The 15,245-nt window shown below is 65.2% G+C and carries 18 protein-coding genes and 1 other RNA gene; 11 read left to right on the top strand and 8 right to left on the bottom strand.

The genetic code is table 11. The features are described from left to right. The first annotated feature begins 27 nt into the window (after window positions 1–27). Window positions 28–735 (top strand): monofunctional biosynthetic peptidoglycan transglycosylase, encoded by a 708-nt coding sequence (gene mtgA, locus AC1DQQ_RS12065; RefSeq protein WP_478030458.1) that lies wholly within the window; start codon window positions 28–30, stop codon window positions 733–735. 45 nt (window positions 736–780) lie between these two features. Here mtgA and AC1DQQ_RS12060 read toward each other — a convergent pair whose 3' ends face one another. The 8 genes from AC1DQQ_RS12060 to AC1DQQ_RS12025 form a co-directional block, all read right to left on the bottom strand. Next, a complete protein-coding gene (locus AC1DQQ_RS12060; protein WP_478029947.1) occupies window positions 781–1,659 on the bottom strand; it encodes an alpha/beta fold hydrolase in 879 nt (292 codons plus the stop codon). A 99-nt stretch (window positions 1,660–1,758) separates the two neighbouring features. Then, window positions 1,759–2,082, bottom strand: a complete 324-nt coding sequence (locus tag AC1DQQ_RS12055) for a YbaB/EbfC family nucleoid-associated protein (protein ID WP_066589895.1) — start codon at window positions 2,080–2,082, stop codon at window positions 1,759–1,761. Continuing rightward, window positions 2,079–3,707, bottom strand: a complete 1,629-nt coding sequence (locus AC1DQQ_RS12050; RefSeq protein WP_478045337.1) for a DNA polymerase III subunit gamma/tau — start codon at window positions 3,705–3,707, stop codon at window positions 2,079–2,081. The genes AC1DQQ_RS12055 and AC1DQQ_RS12050 overlap by 4 nt, the downstream gene beginning before the upstream one ends. A gap of 42 nt (window positions 3,708–3,749) precedes the next feature. Next, window positions 3,750–4,136, bottom strand: a complete 387-nt coding sequence (locus AC1DQQ_RS12045) for a hypothetical protein (protein WP_478040784.1) — start codon at window positions 4,134–4,136, stop codon at window positions 3,750–3,752. A 210-nt stretch (window positions 4,137–4,346) separates the two neighbouring features. Next, an RNA gene (gene ffs, locus AC1DQQ_RS12040) (signal recognition particle sRNA small type) lies at window positions 4,347–4,444 on the bottom strand. Window positions 4,445–4,805: 361 nt separating this feature from the next. Beyond that, window positions 4,806–5,138, bottom strand: a complete 333-nt coding sequence (locus tag AC1DQQ_RS12035) for a 2Fe-2S iron-sulfur cluster-binding protein (protein WP_478029944.1) — start codon at window positions 5,136–5,138, stop codon at window positions 4,806–4,808. Continuing rightward, the gene (locus AC1DQQ_RS12030) at window positions 5,135–6,214 is read right to left on the bottom strand and encodes a cysteine desulfurase family protein (protein ID WP_478045335.1); all 1,080 of its coding nucleotides are present in this window, start codon (window positions 6,212–6,214) and stop codon (window positions 5,135–5,137) included. The genes AC1DQQ_RS12035 and AC1DQQ_RS12030 overlap by 4 nt, the downstream gene beginning before the upstream one ends. Continuing rightward, the gene (locus AC1DQQ_RS12025; protein WP_478029942.1) at window positions 6,211–7,284 is read right to left on the bottom strand and encodes a cysteine desulfurase family protein; all 1,074 of its coding nucleotides are present in this window, start codon (window positions 7,282–7,284) and stop codon (window positions 6,211–6,213) included. Before AC1DQQ_RS12025 ends, AC1DQQ_RS12030 begins: the two co-directional genes overlap by 4 nt. Window positions 7,285–7,388: 104 nt before the next feature. Between AC1DQQ_RS12025 and AC1DQQ_RS12020 the strand changes: the two genes are divergently transcribed. The 10 genes from AC1DQQ_RS12020 (at window position 7,389) to AC1DQQ_RS11975 (ending at window position 15,212) form a co-directional block, all read left to right on the top strand. Then, window positions 7,389–8,045, top strand: coding sequence for an alpha/beta hydrolase (locus tag AC1DQQ_RS12020; RefSeq protein WP_066807358.1), 657 nt, complete (start codon window positions 7,389–7,391; stop codon window positions 8,043–8,045). Between the two features lie 95 nt (window positions 8,046–8,140). Then, on the top strand, window positions 8,141–8,503 hold the full coding sequence (locus AC1DQQ_RS12015) for a hypothetical protein (RefSeq protein ID WP_478045333.1): 363 nt from the start codon (window positions 8,141–8,143) through the stop codon (window positions 8,501–8,503). Further along, on the top strand, window positions 8,500–9,174 hold the full coding sequence (pyrF, locus tag AC1DQQ_RS12010) for an orotidine-5'-phosphate decarboxylase (protein ID WP_478029940.1): 675 nt from the start codon (window positions 8,500–8,502) through the stop codon (window positions 9,172–9,174). Before AC1DQQ_RS12015 ends, pyrF begins: the two co-directional genes overlap by 4 nt. Window positions 9,175–9,183: 9 nt before the next feature. Then, window positions 9,184–9,690 carry a GNAT family N-acetyltransferase gene (locus tag AC1DQQ_RS12005; protein WP_478045331.1) on the top strand — a complete coding sequence of 169 codons (507 nt, stop codon included), beginning with the start codon at window positions 9,184–9,186 and terminating at the stop codon, window positions 9,688–9,690. Window positions 9,691–9,764: 74 nt separating this feature from the next. Continuing rightward, on the top strand, window positions 9,765–10,406 hold the full coding sequence (locus AC1DQQ_RS12000; RefSeq protein ID WP_478045329.1) for a phosphoribosylanthranilate isomerase: 642 nt from the start codon (window positions 9,765–9,767) through the stop codon (window positions 10,404–10,406). Between the two features lie 94 nt (window positions 10,407–10,500). After that, a complete protein-coding gene (trpB, locus tag AC1DQQ_RS11995) occupies window positions 10,501–11,742 on the top strand; it encodes a tryptophan synthase subunit beta (RefSeq protein WP_478045327.1) in 1,242 nt (413 codons plus the stop codon). Continuing rightward, window positions 11,739–12,041, top strand: coding sequence for a hypothetical protein (locus AC1DQQ_RS11990; RefSeq protein WP_478045325.1), 303 nt, complete (start codon window positions 11,739–11,741; stop codon window positions 12,039–12,041). Before trpB ends, AC1DQQ_RS11990 begins: the two co-directional genes overlap by 4 nt. Beyond that, a complete protein-coding gene (trpA, locus tag AC1DQQ_RS11985) occupies window positions 12,038–12,838 on the top strand; it encodes a tryptophan synthase subunit alpha (RefSeq protein WP_478029935.1) in 801 nt (266 codons plus the stop codon). Before AC1DQQ_RS11990 ends, trpA begins: the two co-directional genes overlap by 4 nt. Then, on the top strand, window positions 12,835–13,692 hold the full coding sequence (gene accD / locus AC1DQQ_RS11980; protein WP_478045324.1) for an acetyl-CoA carboxylase, carboxyltransferase subunit beta: 858 nt from the start codon (window positions 12,835–12,837) through the stop codon (window positions 13,690–13,692). Before trpA ends, accD begins: the two co-directional genes overlap by 4 nt. 191 nt (window positions 13,693–13,883) lie before the next feature. Continuing rightward, entirely contained in the window at window positions 13,884–15,212 is a 1,329-nt protein-coding gene (locus AC1DQQ_RS11975) for a bifunctional folylpolyglutamate synthase/dihydrofolate synthase (protein ID WP_478045322.1), read from the top strand. The last annotated feature ends 33 nt before the right edge of the window (window positions 15,213–15,245 follow it).

The raw sequence follows: 15,245 nt of genomic DNA, 5'->3' as shown, positions 1-15,245 counted from the left end.
GCGACGACACAGGCCGATCCCGACTCCATGCCCGCCAGAGCCAAACCCCGCCGCCCTTTCCTCCGCCGCCTGTTCAGCTGGATCTGGAAAGGTGCGCTCGCCTTCGTGGTCGTCAGCGTGCTGTGGGTCGGCATCTACCGCTTCATCAATCCGCCTTTCACCTTCACGATGCTGGGTGATGTGCTGCATGGTCAGTTGATCACCAAACAGTGGATGTCGATCGACCGCATGGATCCCAACATGCCGCGCGCCGCGATCGCCGGGGAGGATGCGCGCTTCTGCCTGCACGACGGGTTCGATTTCGGTGCGCTGCGCCAGGCTTATCAGCGCAACCAGAAAGGCGGCCGCATCCGCGGCGGATCGACGATCAGCCAGCAGACCGCCAAGAATGTCTTCCTCATCCAAAGCGGCGGCTACGTCCGCAAGGGGTTCGAGGCGTGGTTCACCTTCCTGATCGAACATCTGTGGGGCAAGCGACGCATCATGGAGGTCTATCTCAACGTCGCCGAGACGGGAATCGGCACCTATGGTGCCAATGCCGGGTCGATCCGCTATTTCGGCCACGACGCATCACGCATGTCATCAACCGAGGCTGGACGGATCGCGGCGGTCCTGCCGCTCCCCAAGAAGCGCGCCGCGATCGATCCGCGCGGCTTCGTGCGCCGCCACGGCAATGCGCTGGCGAAGTACGTCAATGTCGTGCGCGGCAACGGGCTCGACAGCTGCGTGCGGTAGCGCGGAGAGACCTGCCCCTCCGGAACGGACCAAGGTAACCGCCGCTTAATGGTCCGTAGCGCGGTCGCTCAGGAACGCGCTTAGAGCGCGTGCAGTCGCCTCAGATTGTTCCTCGGGAAAGAAGTGTCCGCCCGATACGGCGTGTCCGCGAACGTCCTCCGCCCAACGGCGCCAAATGCCGAGTGGCCCACCGGCGTCGTCGTACCAGGTGGCCAATCCGCCCTTGTCGCTCCACAATGCCAGTAACGGACATCGAATGCGGCGCCCCGTTTCCAGGTCGGCACGATCGATGTCGCGATCGATCCCGGCCGCGGCTCGATATTCCTCGCAGATCGCATGGACGTGGGCGGGATCGCTGAGTGCAGCGACATAGGCTTCGCGCAACCACGACGGAAAAGTCTCGGGCGGGGAACCCCATTCGGACAAGGCATTGTCGATGATCGCCTCCGGCGCTGCAAGCAACAGCCGCTCAGGCAAGGGAGCGGGTTGAGCGAGCAGGGAGAACGGCCAGAAGGACAAAGCGAGCCGCGCATCGGCCCTTTCCCAGACCTCGTAGGTGGGGATGACGTCGAGCACCGCGACGGCGGTCACTCTGTCGGGATGATCCAGTGCCGCGCGATAGGCGACGCGGCCGCCACGATCATGGCCGATGATCGCGAAGGCTTCATGCCCCAGCGCCTTCATCGCCTCGACGAGAGTCGCGGCAAGCGCCCGCTTGGACATCGCGCTATGGCCTTCGCCATCGACCGGGCAATCACTGCGGCCATAGCCCGGCAGATCGGCTGCCACGATGGCGAAATCGCTCGCCAGCAATGGCGCGATGCGGTGCCACATCAGGCTCGTTTCCGGAAAGCCGTGGAGGAGCAGAACCGGGGGGCCGCTCCCGCCTTGGTAGCAGAAGACCATGCCGCGATCGGTCGTCACTTCCCGGGTGACGAATCCTTCTATTCCGCTTGGCGTCATGATCGGGAAAACGCATCCGAGCCACAGCTGGGTCCGTGGCGGCAGCCCGCTCCGATCGGCTCAGAACGGCAGCTTGAACCCCGGCGGCAGCGGCAGGCCTTGCGTCATCTTGGCCATTTCCGCGTTCGATGCCGCATCCGCCTTCGCCCGCGCGTCGTTGAACGCGGCGACGATCAGATCTTCCAGCATCTGCTTTTCCGACGGCTGGAGCAGCGATGGATCGATGTCGACGCCGATGATCCGACCCTTGGCCGACGCCTTCACCTTGACCATGCCGCCGCCTGACGCGCCTTCGACCTCGATCTGGTCGAGCCCGTCCTGCGCCTTGGCCAGTTCGGCCTGGACGTTCTGCGCCATGGCCATAATGTCTTCGAGACTCTTCATCCCAGTGCTTCCTTGTTGATGCGTTCGAGCACCGCGTCGGGGAATGTCTCCAACGCTGCCTTCACGATGGGGGTTTCCATGACCGCGGCGCGTTCGGCCTCTTCCTCGGCCTTGCGGCGTTCGGCAAGCGTTGCCTCGCCCTCGGCGTCCTCGGTCGTCACTTTCCATTTCGCGCCGGTCAGTTCGCCCAACCGTGCGGCAAGGGTCGTCGGCAAGTCGGCGGGCAAGGGCCGCGAGGTGCTGAGCACCAGTTCGGGCGCCTCATAGCGTACCACCCGGGCATTGGCGGTCAGGTGCGACAGCAATGCGCCGCCGCCATTGGCGCGGACCAGTTCGACCATCGCATCGAAATTGGCGGGCAGCGCCTGGACCGTGGCTGGAGCGGAGGACGGAGCGGCACTCGTCGAGGGCGGCGCGATGGATGGTGCGGAGCCCGCCGCAATCTGCCGCGCGAGTTCGCCGGGATCGGGCAGGCTGGAGGCATGGACGACGCGGAGCAACGCCATTTCGCCGGCCTCGATCGGCAGCGCGGCGCGCGCTACTTCCTCATGCCCCTTGAGCATCAATTGCCACAATCGATGGAGCGCCGGAAACGACAGCAGCCGCGCCCAGCCCTGATACGCCTCGCGTTCCTCCGCCGATTGCGCCGGATCGGCATCGCCACCCAACTTCGCCAAGGTCACCGCGTGCACCGTCTCGAGCAAGCCACGCAGCACCGATTGCGGATCGACGCCGAGATCATATTGCCGGCGCAACGCCGCGAGCGCGCCGGGCGCATCGCTGTCGAGCAGAAGCGCGAACAAATCGCGGATCGCGGCGCGATCGGACAGGCCGAGCATTGCACGCACGGCAGGCGCGGTCACGCCGCCGCCTTCCATCCCGGCATGCGCGATCGCCTGGTCGAGGATCGACAGGCCGTCGCGTGCCGATCCGTCCGCCGCGCGCGCGATCAGCGCCAATGCCTCGGGCTCCGCTTCCGCGCTCTCCAACTCGACGATGTGGGCGAAATGGGCCGCCAATTTATCCGCCGGAATGCGCCTGAGGTCGAATCGCTGGCATCGCGACAGGACCGTCACCGGCACCTTCTGCACCTCGGTCGTCGCCAGCAGAAACTTCACATGTTCAGGGGGTTCTTCCAATGTCTTCAGAAGCGCATTGAATGCGTTCTTCGACAACATATGGACTTCGTCGATGATGTAGATCTTGAACCGGGCGCCGAACGCGGCGAGCCGCGCCGCGTCGATCACCGCACGCATGTCGTCGACGCCGGTATGGCTGGCCGCGTCCATCTCGATCACGTCGATATTGCGACCCTCGGCGATCGACACGCAGGGATCGCACACGCCGCACGGATCGATCGTCGGACCGCCCTGTCCGTCCGGGCCGATGCAATTGAGCGCCTTGGCGATCAGGCGCGCGGTCGACGTCTTGCCGACTCCGCGCACGCCGGTCAGCAGGAAGGCGTGCGCCAACCGCCCGCGCCGGATCGCATTGCCCAGCGTCTGGACCATCGCGTCCTGGCCGATCAGCTGATCGAAATTCTGCGGCCGGTACTTGCGCGCGAGCACGCGGTACGCGGTTTCCTTGGGCTGCGGCGGCTCGCCGAGATCGAAAGAGTCGGACATCGACCCTTATCTAGGCACGGCGAGCCCGATTGTCGAAGCCTGTTACCAGCGGCGGAAGCACACGCGGTGCGGCCGGCCCCAGCGCCACGACGTGCGGCATGCGAGACGCGGTCCGCGCCAACGATATGGCCGGCCATAGGCATAACGCGGACCGTAATAACCGCGGCCGCGATAGCCGTAACCGCCGCGATAGCCATAGCCACGACCCCGCCAGCCGCGGTCGCCGCGCCAACCGCGGTTACCGTTGCGCCAGCCATTGTGGCGGCCGCGATCGCGATACTGGTCCGCGGTTGCGGTGGTGCCGGAGGGTGCCGCGATCGGCGCGGCGATCGTCGTCGACCGCGTCAGCGACGTTTCGGCCGAAGCAGGATTAATCGCCGATACGCCGGCAACGGCCAGCAGGACGGCGAACATTCGAGTGATACGCATACAGGACTCCTTGCCTTGTGGGTCAGAGGCACTGTCGAAATGCACGAAAGCGCTATCGCGTTCCGTATCGGATTGGAGCGCCCCGGTGCGTCGATCCTGATCCATTTCGGATGCGATCGCTGCCGATACTAAAACGGTCCGCGCCGACACGTGGTAAGCGACCAAGTGTCGCGCCGTCACGCAGGTGGACAGGCCATAATATCAATGGAGGCAGGTGGGAGCCGGAACGACCCGCAACGAAATCGTTACGGCTGCTTCCTTCCGGACCTGACCGGGTTGGCGACGATTGCGTCCGCCCGACTCCCGCCGCGCATATGGCGGGATCGGGCGGCGCTTTCAAGCTATTAGAAGCCTGCTGCTACCAACGAACACGAACCTTGCGGCACGTCCGGACCTTGTGGCCGTGATGCCAGCGCACCGTGCACACCTTTTTCCACTTCCATCCATGATGTCCGTGGCCCCAGCGTGCGGGAGCGGGCGCCGCACTGGCGGGAGCAACCGGTGTGAGGGCGGAGGCGGCAAGAATTCCAGCAGCAACTACAGCGAGAAATTTCATGGCGTATCTCTCCATGCTTTTTTCGCCCCCCGGCGCGTCCAAACGCCTAACATGCAGCGGCCGTTCCACGAACGAAATAATGCTTAGTCACTGTAAGACATTAAGAATTTAGGTCAGCGTCCCTGCATGTTCTTGGCTTCGGAGGGGATGCGCACGGTCAGCGTTTCGAGCGTGTCGTTCAGCCAGATCTGGCACGCGAGTCGGCTGTATCGCGTGGCCCCAGCGGCAAGGTCGAGCATGTCTTCTTCCTCCTCGACGGCGGGAGGCAATTTCGCGAAATCCTGGGCATCGATGATCACGTGACAGGTCGAACAGGCCATCTGGCCTTCGCAGGTTCCTTCGAGCGGCTCGCCGGCATTTTGTGCCAGGTCGAGCAGGCGATCGCCCGGCCGCGCCTCGACTTCGCGCGTGGCGCCATCGCGCTCGATGAAAATCACCTTCGTCATGCTGCGATTCTCTGCGCGCGGGCGGCTGCGTCGATGCGCTGTAGCGCGGTCACCAATTCCTCCTCGGTCGTATAGCGCCCGAAACCGATCCGCACGCTGTTGCGGGCCTGCGCATCGCTCAATCCGATCGCCTCGAGCACATGGCTCGGCCTTCCCGATCCGCTGGCGCAAGCCGACCCCGCCGAAAAGGCGATGTCGCGCAGATCGGACATCAGCCGCGCCACGTCCAGCCCGTCACGCCGAATGTTGAGATTGCCATGATAGCGATGCTCGGGCGATCCATTGACGATCCAGTTCGCGCCTAGGATCGAATACGCGGCCGACCATAACCTCTCGACATGCGCCGCGTCCTGATCATGCCGCGCCACCATCAGCGCCGCCGCCGCGCCGAATCCCGCGCACAAAGCGGGGCTGAGCGTACCCGAGCGCCCCGCCGCCTCCTGCCCCCCGCCATGGAGCAATGGCGCCAGCGCAAGGCCATCGCGTATCCACAGGGCGCCGATGCCCTTGGGCCCGTGGATCTTGTGCGCCGACAGCGCGATGAGATCGCAGTTCTCAGGGATAGCCGCCCGGCCATAACCCTGCACCGCGTCACACAGGAACAACGCGCCCGCCTGGTGCGCCAGCCTGGCCAATTCGGCGATCGGCTGGATCACTCCGATCTCGTTATTGACCAGCATCGCCGCGACCAGCTTCACGCCTGGCCTGATCGCCGCGCGCGCCGCATCGAGATCGACCAGGCCGTCATGCCGCACCGGCACCACCACCGCTCCGCCAACTGCCTCCGCGGTGTCCAATACCGCGGCATGCTCGGTGGCGAGGGTCACGATCGGGTCGCCGACACCCTTGATCGCCCAGTTGAGCGCCTCGGTCGCGCCGCCAGTGAAGCTGAGCGTTCCACCAGCCGGCAGCAACGCGGCAACCTGCGTCCGCGCAACCTCGATCGCCGCTTTGGCCGCGCGACCGGGGCCATGCGCCGAATGCGGATTGGCATGCTGGTCGCGCAGCCAGGGCAGCATCGCCTCCAGCGCCTCGGGCGCGAGCGGCGTGGTCGCCTGGTAATCAAGATAGATCATGCCGCGCGCGCCAGTGACGCCGCGATCTCGCGCCACGCCGCGACGAACGCGTCGAGCTCGGTGCGCGTCGTCGATCGTCCGAAACTGACCCTTACCACTTCCTGGGACGCCTGCATGTCCCAGCCCATCGCCGACAGCACATGGCTCGGCTTCATGCTGCCGCTCGCGCACGCGCTTCCCGCGGAGACCGCGATCCCAGCCATGTCGAAGCGAATCAGCTGCGTCGTGGCGGCGACACCGGGCATACGGTACGAGCCGATCGCCGGGTGACGCAGCGCGCCGGCCAGCACCGGCTCACCGCCCGACGCCTTGATCTCCTCGTCCAAATGGGCGCGCAATGCTCGGTACCCGGCAATGTCCTCGGGCTCAGCGAGCGCTGCCGCATAGCCGATTATGCCGGGCATGTTCTCCGTCCCGGGCCGATATCCCCGCTCCTGCCCACCGGTCGGATCGAGCGTCGCGAGATCACGTACCAGCAACGCGCCGACACCGATCGGCCCGCCGCGCTTGTGTGCCGACAGCGCGACGAAATCGGCATGGCGCGCCACCTCGCGATCAGCGCCAACCGGCATTTGCGCGGCATCGACCAGCAGCAGATGGCCGGCGGCGTGAACCTGTTCCGCCAGTTCGGCGATTGGCTGGAGGATTCCGGTTTCGCTATTGGCCCATTGGATCGCGACGACCGCGCGCCCTTCACTCGCCATCGCGGCATCCAGCGCGGCGCGATCGACAAGTCCCACCGAATCCACTGAGACCAGGACGATATCATAGGCAGCGCGAAGCACCGCATCATGCTCGACCGCGCTCGCCAATCGGCGCGTCACTGCCGAGCGAGTCAACGCGATCGCCAACGCCTCGCTCGATCCGCTGGTGAACAGCACTTCGCCCGGCCAGCCATAGGCCGCCGCGATTTGCGTCCGCGCCTTCTCCAGCATCGCCTTGGCCGCGCGCCCCTCGGCATGCGGCGATGACGGATTGGCCCAACGCGCATACCCCTCGGCCATCGCCTCGCGCACGGCCGCCAGCAGCGGCGTGGTCGCGGCATGATCGAGATAGATGCGCTGGCTCACGATGGGTCCGACTCGTTCCAATTGCGTGTTGGGGCCTGCTGCCTATATAGCGCGCAACCTTTAGCGCCACACCGGCGCCTCTGCGGCTAAAAGAACAGGACACGATGCCCGAAGTCATTTTCCCCGGCCCCGAGGGCCGCCTCGAAGGTCGTTTCGCCCCCGCGCCCAAGCCGCGCGCACCGGTCGCGATGATCCTGCATCCCCACCCGATGTCGGGCGGCACGATGAACAACCGCATCGTGATCGAGCTCTACAAGACGTTCCAGCGGCGCGGATTCGCGACCTTGCGCTTCAATTTCCGCGGCGTCGGCAAGAGCCAGGGCGTGTTCGACAACGGCATTGGCGAACTGAGCGACGCCGCCTCTGCGCTCGATTGGGTGCAGAGTTTCCATGCCGAAGCCTCGACCACCTGGGTCGCCGGGTTCGGGTTCGGCGCGTGGATCGGCATGCAGTTGCTGATGCGCCGCCCGGAAATCCGCGGCTTCATTTCGATCGCGCCGCCGGCGAACATGTTCGACTTCACTTTCCTCGCCCCCTGCCCCGCCTCGGGCATCATCATCCAGGGCGAGAATGACGAGGTCGTGACCCCGATCGCGGTGCAAAAGCTGGTCGACAAATTGCGTACCCAGAAGCACATCACGATCCACCACGACACGATTCCCAAGGCCAACCATTTCTTCGAGCATGAGATGGGCGAGCTGATGGGCAGCGTCGACAAGTATCTGGATATGCGGCTCGACCCGAACTCGCCGATTCGCTGAGGCTCGGCGGACAGCTCCGGCCCTCCCCATCGCTTATGGGGAGGATTGCCGGGAAGTCTGGCCAAACTTGACCGGCCCCGCTAGCGTCCCGCTCCATGCAATTCCTCAAGATCCTTTTCTGGTGCCTGATCAGCTTCGTCGCGGCGATCTTCACCTATGGCAATTGGAGCTGGGTGACGATCAACCTGTGGGGTGGGTTGGTCGCGGAAGTGAACCTTCCCTTCATGATGTTGTTCATGTTTCTCGCCGGAATGGTTCCGACCTGGCTCTATTACCGGACGATCCGCTGGCGCCTGACGCAGCGGTTGACGACCGCCGAGCGCGTGATCGCCGATCTGAAACCTGTGGTGCCGATGGGCGCCGATCCCGGCCCGGTGCTTGCCGCGCCGATCGCCGCGACCACGCCGCCGGCACCGCCCAAGCCGCCCAAACAGCCGCCGCTCGAGCTGACGCCATGACCAGCCGCGTCTACGTCGCGCTCGACACACCCGATATCGACAAGGCGAAGGCGATCGCCACGCGGGTCCGCCACCATGTCGGCGGGATCAAGCTGGGCCTCGAATTCTTCATGGCCAATGGCCGCCATGGCGTGCTGGAAATGCACGAGCTGGGCCTGCCGATCTTTCTCGACCTCAAGCTGCACGACATTCCCAACACCGTCGGCAAGGCGATCCAGGCATTGCGCGGGCTCGAGCCAGCGGTGCTGACCGTCCATGCCAGCGGCGGCCGCTCGATGCTGGAGGATGCCAAGGCCGCCGCGCCGAGCAATACCAAGGTCGTCGCGGTAACGATGCTGACCAGCCTGGACGAGAACGACTTGCGCGCCACCGGCGTCGACGGGTCGTCGCACGACCAGGTACTACGGCTGACCGAACTGGCGATGGACGCCGGGGTCGACGGCATCGTGTGTTCGGGCGAGGAAGTCCGGGCCGCGCACAAATTGTGGCCCAAGGGCTTCTTCGTCGTGCCGGGCGTTCGCCCCGCCAACGGTGCGATAGGCGACCAGAAGCGCGTGGTGACGCCGCGCGCCGCGATGGACGCCGGCGCCTCGATTCTGGTGGTCGGCCGGCCGATCACTGCCGCCGAGGATCCCGACCTCGCCGCGCGCGAGATCGGCGCGACGCTTTAGGTTCTTGTCATGTCCGATTTATCGGTTCGCGTCGCGCGACGCGATGACCTCGCCACGCTTCAACCCCTGATTCAGCGCGCCTATCGCGGCGACGATGCGCGCGCCGGCTGGACGCACGAGGCTGACCTGCTCGACGGCGAACGGATCGGTATCGATGAATTGGAGGCGATGATCGCCGATCCGGCGGAACGCTTGCTTGTCGGGTTCGATGATGATCGCCTGGTCGGCTGCGTTCGCGTCGCCAATTCGGGCGGCGGGCTCGCCTATCTCGGGCTGCTATGCGTCGATCCGCTGTTGCAGACCGGCGGCTATGGCAAGCAATTGATCGCCGCGGCCGAAACGGTCGCGCACCGGGAATTTGGTGCCGACCGGGTTGAGATGACGGTGATCGATCGGCGCGCCGAGTTGATCGCCTTCTACGAGCGCCGGGGCTATGCACAGGTCGGGACGCGCGATTTTCCGATCTTGCTCGACCCACCGCTTCACATGGTGGTGCTGGAAAAGTCGCTCGGCTGAGTCCCGCATCGCCGTCCACTCGCGTCAAGCCACTCCCATGGTCATCCGCCCCTCACCGCGTCTATAGCGCCGCCATGTCCCGCGTTACCGCCAAGATCTGCGGCCTCAGCACGCCCGAAACGCTCGACGCCGCGATTGCCGGCGGGGCGAGTCATGTTGGGTTCGTGTTCTTCGAGCGTTCGCCACGCAACGTTACGTTCGACCAAGCGCGCGCGCTGGCAGCCCGTGTTCCCGACGGTATCGGAAAGGTCGGGGTGTTCGTCGATCCCGATGACGATCTGATCGCGCGCGCCACGGAGGCCGCGAATCTGTGGGCAATCCAGCTCCACTCGACGGATTTCCTTCGCGTCGCAGAGCTGGACGCGCGCGGCTATTCGGTCTGGCCGGCCATCTCTGTCAGGCGGGCCGCCGATATCGACGAAGCCGAGCGCTACGCCAGCATCCCTGTCGACCGCGTGCTCTACGACGCCAAAACGCCGGATGACGCAATGCTGCCAGGCGGCATGGGATTGCGCTTTGATTGGACCATGCTGCAGGGACATCGCCATTCGAGTCCGTGGGCGCTCGCTGGAGGCCTTACGCCGGAAAACGTGGTTCCGGCTGTCACTATCACGGGCGCCCGCATGGTCGACGTTTCCTCCGGGGTCGAATCCGCGCCCGGCGTCAAGGATGTGGACAAGATCGCCGCGTTCCTTAAAGCGGTGGCGCAATGCTGATGCCGATCCTCCCTGCCCTGCGCATTCCGCAACGATGGCGCTGATCGCTGTTCGAAGCGATTGGACCTAATGTTGTGACGAGGAAATAACGGTAATGTCTGACCCTGATCTTTTGTCGAATTCGTATCGTACCCAACCCGACGATCGCGGGCATTTCGGCGAGTTCGGCGGCCGCTTCGTCGCCGAGACGCTGATGCCGCTGATCCTCGACCTCGAACGCGAATATCGCGCGGCGCAGGTCGACCCCGCGTTCGCGCAGGAATTCGACGACCTGCTCGAACATTATGTCGGCCGCCCCAGTCCGCTCTATTTCGCCGAGCGGCTGACCGCGGCGATCCGCGCCGGGTCGGAGCCGGGCAAGGGTGCGCAAGTGTGGTTCAAGCGCGACGAGCTCAACCATACCGGCGCGCACAAGATCAACAATTGCATCGGCCAGATTCTGCTCGCGCGCCGCATGGGCAAGACGCGGATCATCGCCGAAACCGGTGCCGGCCAGCACGGTGTCGCCACCGCCACCGTCTGCGCGCGCTTCGGCCTGCCCTGCGTCATCTATATGGGCGCCAAGGACGTCGAGCGGCAGCAGCCCAATGTGTTCCGGATGAAGTTGCTCGGCGCCGAGGTGATCCCCGTCACCAGCGGTGCCAACACGCTCAAGGACGCGATGAACGAGGCGCTGCGCGATTGGGTCGCCAACGTCCACGACACGTTTTACATCATCGGCACCGCAGCGGGTCCGCATCCCTATCCCGAACTGGTCCGCGACTTCCAATCGGTGATCGGCAAGGAAGCGCGCGCGCAGATGCTGTCGCGAATCAACCGCCTGCCCGACCTGCTGGTCGCGGCGATCGGCGGCGGGTCGAACGCGATCGGGCTGTTCCATCCGTTCCTCGACGATCCCGACGTGCGCATGCTCGGCGTCGAGGCGGCGGGCGAAGGGCTCGAGCGCAAGCACGCCGCGAGCCTGGCGGGCGGGTTCCCCGGCATTCTTCACGGCAACCGCACCTATCTCCTCCAGGATGATGACGGGCAGATCGCCGAGGCGCATTCGATCTCGGCTGGGCTCGACTATCCGGGCATTGGTCCTGAGCATGCCTGGCTCAAGGAAATCGGCCGAGTCGATTATATCTCGGCAACCGACGAGGAAGCGCTCGACGCTTTCCAGTTATTGTGTCGCACCGAGGGCATCATTCCCGCACTCGAACCCTCGCACGCGATCGCAGCTGTGACCAAGAAGGCACGGGAAATGGACGAGAATCAGATCATCCTGGCGAACCTGTGCGGGCGTGGCGACAAGGACATCTTCACCGTCGCCGAAGCGCTGGGAGTGAAGATATGATCGACCCAATGACCGTCCTCGCGATCTTCTTCTTCTTGCTCGTCGTTGGGGTTCCTTACGCTATTGCGGTCATCACGGGATACGAACCCCCCGCATCGCTTTCAGAAGCGTTTCGTCAACGCCTCCGTTTCGCCGCGCTGTTCTGCGGGGGTACGGCGTTAGCCAATTTAGCGTGGCACGGAATGGCATTCGAAAGATGGCATTGGGAGCAGATGGTTGCGATCATCATTGGATCGCCGTTCGCTATATTCATCGACCTGATCGCCCTGCGCCGACGCGACAAGCGGACCACGATATGACCCGCCTCTCCCAAGCCTTTGCCAAGGGCCACCCGGCCCTCGTCGCCTTCGTCACCGCCGGCGACCCCGGTCGGTTCGCGACCGGACCGATCCTCGACGCCCTCGTCGAGGGCGGCGCCGACGTGATCGAGCTCGGTATGCCATTCACAGATCCGATGGCGGACGGCCCCGCTATTCAGGCAGCGAATTTGCGGAGCCTCGCGGCGGGCACAACCACGGCGGACATCCTGGCCATCGCGACGGCGTTCCGGGAGCGTCATCCGACCGTGCCGCTCGTCCTGATGGGCTATGCCAATCCGATGACGCGGCGCGGCGCCGATTGGTTCGCCGAGCGCGCCAAGGAAGCCGGTGTCGATGGCGTGATCTGTGTCGACATCCCGCCCGAGGAAGACGATTCGCTCGGGCCGGCGCTGCGCGGCAATGGCGTCGACCTGATCCGCCTCGCTACCCCGACCACCGATGCCGCGCGACTGCCGACCGTGCTCGAAGGCGCTAGCGGGTTCCTCTATTACGTCTCGGTCGCGGGCATCACCGGCAAGCAACAAGCGGTGCAGGCTTCGATCGAGGAAGCCGTGGCGCGCCTCAAGGCCGCCACCAAGCTGCCCGTGGCGGTCGGCTTCGGCGTCCGCACGCCCGATCAGGCCGCCGCGATAGCGCGGGTCGCCGATGGCGTCGTGGTCGGCTCGGCGATCGTCGAACTGGTCGGGCAGCATGGCAAGGATGCGGCCGAGCCTGTGCGCGCCTATATCGCGAGTCTCGCTGGCGCGATCCGCGCCGCCAGAAAGGAAATGGCATGAGCTGGCTGACCAACGTCCGCAACGCGCTGTCGTACGTCATCCCCAAGAAGGAAAGCCCCGACAACCTCTGGCACAAGTGCAAGGGGTGCGGGCAGATGGTGTTCGCCAAGGAACTGGCCGACAATCTCTACGTCTGTCCCAATTGCGCGTTTCACGAGCGGATTGGGCCAGAGGTGCGGTTCGCGCAGATTTTCGACGCCGGTTCGTTCGCGACGCTGACTCCGCCCAAGGTTCAGGATGACCCGCTCAAGTTCCGCGATCAGAAGAAATATACCGACCGCATCAAGGCGGCGCGCGCTGCCACCGGAGAGAGCGACGCGCTGATCAACGCGACCGGGACGATCGAGGGCCGCAAGGCAGTCGTCGGCGTCCAGGATTTCGCCTTCATGGGCGGATCGATGGGGCTCGCGGTGGGCGAGGCGTTCGTCCGCGGCGTCGAGGCGGCGATCAGCGAAGGCGCACCCTATATCATCTTCACTGCGGCGGGCGGCGCGCGGATGCAGGAAGGCATATTGAGCCTGATGCAGATGCCGCGCGCCACGGTTGCGATCCAGATGCTCCATGATGTCGGCTTGCCGTATATCGTCGTGCTGACCGACCCGACCACCGGTGGCGTCACCGCGAGTTATGCGATGCTCGGCGACGTGCAGATTTCGGAGCCCGGCGCGCTGATCGGCTTTGCCGGCCAGCGGGTGATCGAGCAGACGATCCGCGAAAAGCTGCCCGAAGGGTTCCAGCGCGCCGAATATCTGCTCGACCACGGCATGCTCGACATGGTGAGGCCGCGTGCGGAACTGCGCCCGACCTTGGCGCGGCTGATCGATTATGTCGGTGGCCAGCGTAAGGCGGCGTGACGGATTCTCGCCTCCCGCTTGTGGGAGGGAACTCACGGTCTACAACTGGTCAATCATGCCCCCGGCATGATTGCGAAATGCGCGGGGCGCATTTCGGCCAGTTGCAGACCGCGAGTTGGGAGGGCATGTGCCGTTCGTGGTGACCAACACGCCCTCCCCTAGCCCCTCCCATGAATGGGAGGGGAACTAAGATGCCTGACCACGCCACCTCTTCCGATCCCGCGGTGCAGCGCCAGCTCGACCGATTATGGGCTCTTTCCCCCGGTGCCGATATTCTCGGCCTCGAGCGAATCACCGAATTGCTCGAGCGCATCGGCAATCCGCACGAACGCTTGCCGCCGGTACTCCATGTCGCCGGCACCAACGGCAAGGGATCGACCTGCGCCTTCCTGCGCGCGGCGATCGAGGCGGCGGGCTACACGACGCATGTCTATTCAAGCCCCCATCTCGTGCGTTTCAACGAGCGCATCCGGCTCGCCGGCACGCTGATCGAGGATGCCGAGCTGGCGCCGCTGCTCGAGGAAGTGCTCGACGCCGGCGGCGATATCGGCGCGAGCTTTTTCGAGGTCACGACCGCAGCGGCATTCCTCGCCTTCGCCCGCACGCCCGCCGACGCCAGCATCGTCGAGGTCGGGCTCGGTGGGCGGCTCGACGCGACCAATGTCATCGCGCAACCCATCGTCACCGGCATCGCGCAGCTCGGCATCGACCACGAACGATTCCTGGGCACGACCATCGAGGATATCGCCGCCGAAAAAGCTGGCATCGCCAAACCGCAAGTGCCGCTCGTCACCATGCGTTACCCGCCATCGGTTGAAGCGCGGGTCAATGCCGTCGCGCGCACCGCCGGCGCGCCCGTGTCGCCCGAAGGCAGGAACTGGTTCTGGGCGGCCGACGACGGCCGGCTCACCTATCGCGACGCCGCCGGCAAGGTGCAGACGCCGCTGCCGGTGCTGGCCGGGCCGCACCAGCCGGGCAATCTCGCGCTGGCGATCGCCATGCTCCATCATCAGAAGACGCTGACCATCCCACCCGACGCTTTCGTCGCCGCCGCCGAGCACGCGACCTGGCCCGCGCGGATGCAATTGCTCGGCGACGGCCCGCTGACGCGCCTATTGCCGTCCGGCAGCGAGATCTGGCTCGACGGCGGCCATAACGCTGCCGCAGGCGCCAGCGTCGCCGCGGCGTTGCGCGAGGTGCTGGATCACCGCGAGACAGACGGTGCGCACATGATCGTGGGCATGCTGTCCAACAAGGATCCCGCAGGGTTACTGCAGCCGTTCGCCGGGCTGGCAGCGAGCTTCCATGCCGTCCCGGTCGGTGGTCATGAATGCCACAGCGCGGAAGTGCTGGGTGCGGTCGCCCGCGATATCGGCATGGCGCCGCAATCTGCGGATACGGTGGAGGCGGCACTGCAAGCGATCGCCGACGACGCCAAAAAACCGGTGACGGTGATGATCCTGGGCTCGCTCTATCTGGCAGGCGAAGTGCTCGCGGCGAACGGCGAAGCGCCGGAGTGATGCATTATTGCGATTGACTATCAATAGCGGTTT

The sequence above is a fragment of the Sphingomonas sp. P4_G3 genome (genome assembly GCF_056401105.1).
This window is presented reverse-complemented; position numbering and strand designations above follow the sequence as displayed.

Bases quoted from the DNA above. Each gene is read 5' to 3' on its own strand.
- AC1DQQ_RS12055 (WP_066589895.1), bottom strand. From the start codon at position 2,082: ATGAAGAGTCTCGAAGACATTATGGCCATGGCGCAGAACGTCCAGGCC.
- AC1DQQ_RS12045 (WP_478040784.1), bottom strand. From the start codon at position 4,136: ATGCGTATCACTCGAATGTTCGCCGTCCTGCTGGCCGTTGCCGGCGTA.
- AC1DQQ_RS12030 (WP_478045335.1), bottom strand. From the start codon at position 6,214: ATGATCTATCTTGATTACCAGGCGACCACGCCGCTCGCGCCCGAGGCG.
- trpA (WP_478029935.1), top strand. From the start codon at position 12,038: ATGACCCGCCTCTCCCAAGCCTTTGCCAAGGGCCACCCGGCCCTCGTC.
- AC1DQQ_RS12005 (WP_478045331.1), top strand. From the start codon at position 9,184: ATGTCCGATTTATCGGTTCGCGTCGCGCGACGCGATGACCTCGCCACG.
- accD (WP_478045324.1), top strand. From the start codon at position 12,835: ATGAGCTGGCTGACCAACGTCCGCAACGCGCTGTCGTACGTCATCCCC.
- AC1DQQ_RS11990 (WP_478045325.1), top strand. From the start codon at position 11,739: ATGATCGACCCAATGACCGTCCTCGCGATCTTCTTCTTCTTGCTCGTC.
- AC1DQQ_RS12050 (WP_478045337.1), bottom strand. From the start codon at position 3,707: ATGTCCGACTCTTTCGATCTCGGCGAGCCGCCGCAGCCCAAGGAAACC.
- AC1DQQ_RS12035 (WP_478029944.1), bottom strand. From the start codon at position 5,138: ATGACGAAGGTGATTTTCATCGAGCGCGATGGCGCCACGCGCGAAGTC.
- mtgA (WP_478030458.1), top strand. From the start codon at position 28: ATGCCCGCCAGAGCCAAACCCCGCCGCCCTTTCCTCCGCCGCCTGTTC.
- AC1DQQ_RS12015 (WP_478045333.1), top strand. From the start codon at position 8,141: ATGCAATTCCTCAAGATCCTTTTCTGGTGCCTGATCAGCTTCGTCGCG.
- AC1DQQ_RS12020 (WP_066807358.1), top strand. From the start codon at position 7,389: ATGCCCGAAGTCATTTTCCCCGGCCCCGAGGGCCGCCTCGAAGGTCGT.
- trpB (WP_478045327.1), top strand. From the start codon at position 10,501: ATGTCTGACCCTGATCTTTTGTCGAATTCGTATCGTACCCAACCCGAC.
- AC1DQQ_RS12000 (WP_478045329.1), top strand. From the start codon at position 9,765: ATGTCCCGCGTTACCGCCAAGATCTGCGGCCTCAGCACGCCCGAAACG.
- AC1DQQ_RS11975 (WP_478045322.1), top strand. From the start codon at position 13,884: ATGCCTGACCACGCCACCTCTTCCGATCCCGCGGTGCAGCGCCAGCTC.
- pyrF (WP_478029940.1), top strand. From the start codon at position 8,500: ATGACCAGCCGCGTCTACGTCGCGCTCGACACACCCGATATCGACAAG.